Here is a 6099-nt window from a genome sequence, read left to right on the forward strand (position 1 = left end):
CTCACTTGAATGAATTCGTGCGTGCGAGTTATCAGACATGGACTCAGCGAGTCGAAACGGGGATCTACAATATCACCAATACGGGTCGAATCACCACACGCGAAGTTGCGGCGTTGATCAATATGCATTTGTTACCCGACAAGAAATTCACGTTCTTCGACGATGAGAGCGAATTCATGAAACGGGCTGCGAAAACGCCGCGTTCGAATTGCGTGATGGACAATTCGAAATTGCTTTCCACGGGAATCCAAATGACGCCTGTTCATGAGGCAATCGAGCAAGCGTTAAAATCGTGGACACCAGTTGACGAAGAATAAGTTCAGATTCGCTGCATCGGATTTGCGCCAACCTAGCTTCCTCCCACACCGGTAACATCGCAAATCCTCACCATTAAAAAAGGTCAAAGATGAAGGGTATCATCCTGGCGGGCGGCTCTGGCACACGACTACACCCAGCGACTCGCGGCGTTAGCAAACAGCTGATTCCCATTTATGACAAGCCGATGGTTTACTATCCGCTTTCAACTCTGATGCTGGCGGGCATTCGAGAATTCTTGCTGATCTCGACGCCGCACGACCTGCCCGCGTTCAAGCGACTTCTAGGCGACGGGTCTGACTGGGGGATCAATCTGCAATATGCCGAACAACCCAAACCCGAGGGACTTGCCCAGGCCTTTGTGATTGGCGCCGACTTTGTTGGCCGTGACCGCGTTGCGTTGGTACTCGGCGACAACATTTTTTACGGTCAAGGGTTCCGCAAGACGTTGGCTGCGGCCGCCCAAAAAGAGGTCGGGGCAACGGTGTTTGGCTACCGTGTTACCGACCCTGAGCGTTATGGGGTGGTCGAGTTTGATGCAGCGGGAAAAGTCATTTCGATCGCAGAAAAGCCTCAGCATCCCAAATCAAATTTCGCGATTCCCGGACTCTATTTTTACGACAATTCGATCATCGAGATCGCAGCAAACCTGAAACCATCGCCACGTGGCGAGCTGGAGATCACCGACGTCAATCGCATCTACATGGACAAAGGTGAACTGACTGTCGAGCTGTTTTCGCGTGGCTTCGCCTGGCTCGATACAGGCACCAAGGACTCACTACTTGATGCGTGCAATTTCGTTGCCGCCGTCGAAAAACGCCAAGGACTAAAAATTGCCTGCCCCGAAGAGATCGCCTATCTCAATGGTTTCATCGATCGAGAACAATTGCTGAGCTTAGCGAACCAGTTCAACAATGATTATGGCCAGTACTTAAAATCGGTTCCCCACCGAGGTGAGCCCGAGCGAAGTTAGCCAAGGTCGTTTATTTGTGTCATGTCACAGGGATGGTACATTGCAAAGCGGCCCCCTCTGAATCACTATACGATCTATCAAATAGACATTTTTCTACTCTAAGCACCCGCGATTTTCATGAACGATCTTGCCATTGTCGGACTCGGTTACGTCGGCCTGCCCTTGGGACTTCAATTTGCCAAAAATGAATGCCAAGTTCTGGGGTTAGATATCGATGCTGCCAAAGTAGACGCAATCAATGCGGGCGAGTCGTACATTCACCATATCTCGGCCGAATCGATCGCCGATCAAGTCAACGCAGGACGGTTGAAGGCGAGCACCGACTTTTCATTGGTCAGTGAATCACGTGCGGTTGTGATTTGTGTGCCAAGCCCGCTCAATAAGAATCGCGAACCCGACATTTCGTATATTTTGCAAACAGGCGCTGCGATCGCGCCCTATCTGAAACCTGGCATTTTAGTCGTCCTCGAATCAACCACCTACCCAGGCACCACGGACGAGGATTTACGCAGCGTCCTCGAACAAGGTTCCGGAATGACCGCGGGCAAGGATTTTCACCTCGCATTTTCCCCTGAGCGAGAGGACCCAGGCAACCCCGATAGCAAAGTAGCGACGATTCCCAAAGTCGTCGGCGGATTGACACCGGCATGTTTAGAGAAAGCGATCGAACTTTATTCACGTGCCGTCCAGCGCGTGGTGCCAGTTTCAAGTTGTCGTGCAGCAGAAGCCACCAAGTTGCTCGAGAATATTTTCCGTAGCATCAATATCGCTCTCGTCAACGAGCTGAAGGTCGTCTACGAAGCGATGGGGATTGACGTTTGGGAAGTAATCGAAGCGGCGAAGACGAAACCGTTTGGCTACATGCCGTTTTACCCCGGGCCAGGTCTCGGTGGTCACTGTATCCCGATTGATCCGTTCTATTTGACCTGGAAGGCACGCGAATATGGCCAAGCCACTCGCTTCATCGAATTGGCCGGCGAGATTAACACCTCGATGCCAACCTATGTCGTCCACAAGGTCGCCGAAGCGCTCAACTCGGTTCGCAAACCGCTCAATGGCAGCAAAGTGCTATTGGCCGGATTGTCGTACAAAGCCAATGTCGATGATGATCGCGAATCGCCTGGTTATATCCTGCTGCAAATGCTCAAAGACGCTGGTGCCGAAGTCGCATTCTATGATCCCTATATCCCCGTGATTCGCCCGAGTCGTGAACATGCGCATTGGGCCGGCACCAAATCGATCCCGTGGGACCGGGCCACGGTGGAATGTTTTGATTTGACCTTGATTGCAACCGCTCATGCCAACGTCGATTACCAACAGCTATGCGATTGGTCACAACTTGTCGTCGACACTCGCAATGCCACCAAAGGCATCGAGTCAGAAACACGGGTTATCAAAGCTTAGAAAACCGAGTGCTGCCTGTTGATACTGCCCCCCTGCTCGTCGAGCAGGGTTGATCGTGTTGCGACGCCGGATTTCCCACCACCGACGACGGAGAATCCACCGCTACGATCGCCGCGTTTTCGATCGCACGTCCTCGGAGTATGATTGAGCGTTTCGCCTCGATCCTCAGAGACATGCTACGTGAGTCCTCGTTTTCGCTCGCTTCGGCTCCGACTGCTGTTGCCATTGGTCATGGTTTCCATGATCGCGGCGGTCGTGGTGGCATGGGCCTCCTATCGCTCGGGGGATCGTTTGTCACGAGAACAGATCGAGACACGTTACCGATCGATCGAAGCAACGCTCGTCGGAGCACCGTTTCCATTAACTCAATCGATCACTCAATCGCTTTCGGACCTGACCAATACCGAGTTGATCACGATCGGAAATCGAGGAAACGTGATCAATGCATCGATCCCGGTGCCTGAGAACCGATGGAAGCAACCTGCGAATTCATCCGAGCCAAGCGATTTTCAATTCGTGAGAATGGGATCCGAGGTTTTTCTGTACCGGATTTTCTCTCGCCATGGTCCTGCTGCCGGCAACGACGGAGTCGACCGGATCGCGGTGTTATTCAATTACAATGATTTGCACCGTGCCCGCATCCAGGCGGCGGCTTTCCCGCTTGCGACAGGTTTTTCGACGATTCTGTTATTGTCATCGATCACGTTTTGGATCACCCATCGTTTGACCAGTCGGTTGTCGTATCTACAGCGTCAAGTGAACCAAATTGCCGAAGGCCATTTCGATACCGAAATCCCCACCGATCCGATCGATGAACTGGGACTACTCGGGGCGTCGGTCCAACGCATGTCGGATCAACTATCGCAAATGTGGCAACAATTGACTCGGACTCAGGGCGAAAAGCTGTTACACCAACTTGCCTCGGGACTGGCCCATCAACTACGTAACAGCTTGACGGGAGCACGGATGGCAATCGAACTGCATCAACGAAGCTGTTCTGATTCAGAGGACACCAGTCTTCAAGTCGCCATTGACCAGATTGAACAAACCGAAGACTACGTTCGTCAACTGACGCTAGCCGCCGCAGGCAAGCAAGACGAGGATCGCCCCGAACGATTGATCGATTGCATCCATCATCTGCAAAACAGTATCAATCCGATCGCCAAACATCGCCACGTGCCACTGCAGTGGTCGCTCGCAGAGGGTCTGCGAGATGTCATGGTTGGCGATGGGCCCAGCTACTCAGCCGCTGCGTCTAACCTGATTCTCAACGCAATCGAAATCGGATCCGAAGTCCGAGTGAGTGTATCGCTGATACGCGACCAGAGATGCCAAATCGTGATTTGTGACAACGGTCCCGGTCCTCCAGAGCAGCTTGCGGACGAAATTTTTGAACCCTTTGTCACTAGCAAACCCGAAGGTCTCGGGCTTGGACTGCCGCTAGTTCGCCGGACCGCACAACGTCATGGCGGCACCGTGAAATGGGAACGCTGTAACGGATGGACTCAGTTTACGATGACCACTCAAATCAGCACCACGTCTCCTTCGCCATCCGCCAACAAGCTCTTATGAACGCAAAACGCAGCATCCTTGTCGTCGACGACGAACCCTCCATTTGCTGGGGATTTGAACGACTACTCAGTGGCGCAGGCCACGAAGTGCTGATCGCCTCGTCGGCCGAAGACGCGATTGAAATCGCTCAGTCGCGTCCGCTTGATTTAATCCTACTGGATGTTCGCTTACCCGGCGAAGATGGGATCACCGCACTACCGAAGCTACAAGCCGCGACAAACGGCGCTCCGGTGATTGTGATGACGGCGTTTGGCGATCTCGAGACGGCCGTGGGAGCGGTACATGCCGGTGCATGCGATTATTTAACCAAACCCTTCCGGCTCGAAGACGCCGCGAAAGCATGTGAGCAGGCGCTGCGTGTCGGCGGCCGGCTTGCACCAGACGAACCGGAGACCACACCGCCCAGCGACGCCTCGTTGTTGGTAGGAAAATCGGCAGCGATGCAACAAGTGTTTCGTCAAATCGCGTTGGTCGCAGATAGCGACTTATCCGTTTTGATCACTGGCGAAACGGGTACCGGCAAAGAACTAGCCGCCGCAGCGATTCATCGACACAGTCGCCGCAGCGACAAACCGTATCTGCCGATTGCTCCAGTATCGCTAAGCGAAACGGTGATTGAAAGCGAGTTGTTTGGGCATGTCAAAGGAGCATTTACCGGCGCCGATTCAAACCGCGCCGGATTGTTCGAACTCGCCAGCGAAGGCTCGATTTTGCTTGACGAGATTGGCGAACTTCCCTTGGCGATCCAGGCCAAGCTGTTGCGTGTTTTGGAACAGGGCGAATTTACCGCAGTCGGTGACGTGGCTGCTCGCCGATCAAATGTTCGCATCATTGCCGCGACCAATCGTGATCTTGAACAAGCGGTTCATGAGGGCACGTTTCGTGAGGATCTGCTGTATCGACTAAGTGCCGTTTCGATCCGCCTGCCGCCGCTGCGACATCGCAGCGAGGACATTCCCATGTTGATCGAGTACTTCCTGACGCGGCTGGGCTATCCCTCGCCCAAAAATGCTACCGATCCCTCGCTGATCGATGCGTTACAGCAGCGTTCTTGGTGGGGGAACGTTCGCGAGCTGCGAAACGCGGTTGAACATGCTTCGGTGATTGCCCGAGGTCGTCCGCTGTTGCTCAGTGACTTTCCCGAGGAACGACAGAACCGTAGTGGCACCGTCGACGCACCGACAAATTCGCTTAGCAAAGCGGTGGCTTCGTGGACGACGCAGGAGTTGGCGGCGGGGAGCGAAAATCTGACAGACCTGAACGAGCGGTTTCAAGCCGCCGCGATGCCGACCCTGTTGCGACTCGTGCTCGAACATACCGATGGCAATCGGGCCGCCGCCGCCGACATGCTTGGGATTCATCGCGGCACACTGCGGGAATGGATTAAACGCTACCCCAGCGAAACCGAAACGGAGTGATCACCATCTACTGTTCGTTGATGGGATTATCTTCCAAGTCGCCTTCGGTCAGAATTTGAAAACCTTTCTCCTGCAGCGTCTTCATCGCAAAATCGATATTTTCGACCATGATTGCCACTGCGGGCTTTCCATGCGGACGAACGAGCAGCGGATAGGCTTGTACGATATTCAACTCGGCTTGCAGCAACGCTGTGCAAACTCGCAACAGTGGTTGCGGGCCCGTGGGCAGTTCGACGCCAATCAGATCGGTCTCAATGATCGCCAAACCACTGCGTTCTAGAATTTCTCGTCCGCGATCGGCGTCGCTCACCAAGAAACGCACAAATGCACATTCCGCAGCATCGCTGATCGAGAGCGCACAAATACGAATCCCAGTCCCCTCGAACCGTTTGACCACTTCCAGCAGCTGGCCAACGC

Annotated in this window: 5 protein-coding genes and 1 pseudogene; 5 read left to right on the top strand and 1 reads right to left on the bottom strand. The window is 53.8% G+C overall.

Annotation, left to right across the window (positions count from 1 at the left end; translation table 11 throughout):
* The 5 genes and pseudogenes from RMSM_RS35900 to RMSM_RS35920 form a co-directional block, all read left to right on the top strand.
* Positions 1 to 317: pseudogene (locus RMSM_RS35900) on the top strand (dTDP-4-dehydrorhamnose reductase); the annotation flags it as partial.
* An 89-nt stretch (positions 318 to 406) separates the two neighbouring features.
* A complete protein-coding gene (gene rfbA, locus RMSM_RS35905) occupies positions 407 to 1288 on the top strand; it encodes a glucose-1-phosphate thymidylyltransferase RfbA (RefSeq protein WP_008709671.1) in 882 nt (293 codons plus the stop codon).
* A gap of 117 nt (positions 1289 to 1405) precedes the next feature.
* Positions 1406 to 2692 (top strand): nucleotide sugar dehydrogenase, encoded by a 1287-nt coding sequence (locus RMSM_RS35910; RefSeq protein ID WP_008709673.1) that lies wholly within the window; start codon positions 1406 to 1408, stop codon positions 2690 to 2692.
* Between the two features lie 180 nt (positions 2693 to 2872).
* The gene (locus RMSM_RS35915) at positions 2873 to 4264 is read left to right on the top strand and encodes a sensor histidine kinase (RefSeq protein ID WP_008709675.1); all 1392 of its coding nucleotides are present in this window, start codon (positions 2873 to 2875) and stop codon (positions 4262 to 4264) included.
* The gene (locus tag RMSM_RS35920) at positions 4261 to 5682 is read left to right on the top strand and encodes a sigma-54-dependent transcriptional regulator (protein ID WP_008709678.1); all 1422 of its coding nucleotides are present in this window, start codon (positions 4261 to 4263) and stop codon (positions 5680 to 5682) included. The genes RMSM_RS35915 and RMSM_RS35920 overlap by 4 nt, the downstream gene beginning before the upstream one ends.
* Positions 5683 to 5689: 7 nt before the next feature.
* Here RMSM_RS35920 and RMSM_RS35925 read toward each other — a convergent pair.
* Positions 5690 to 6099: hypothetical protein (locus tag RMSM_RS35925; protein ID WP_040771405.1), on the bottom strand; the 410-nt coding region annotated here is incomplete at its 5' end.

The organism is Rhodopirellula maiorica SM1, from assembly GCF_000346295.1.
Taxonomy (GTDB): Bacteria; Planctomycetota; Planctomycetia; order Pirellulales; family Pirellulaceae; genus Novipirellula; species Novipirellula maiorica.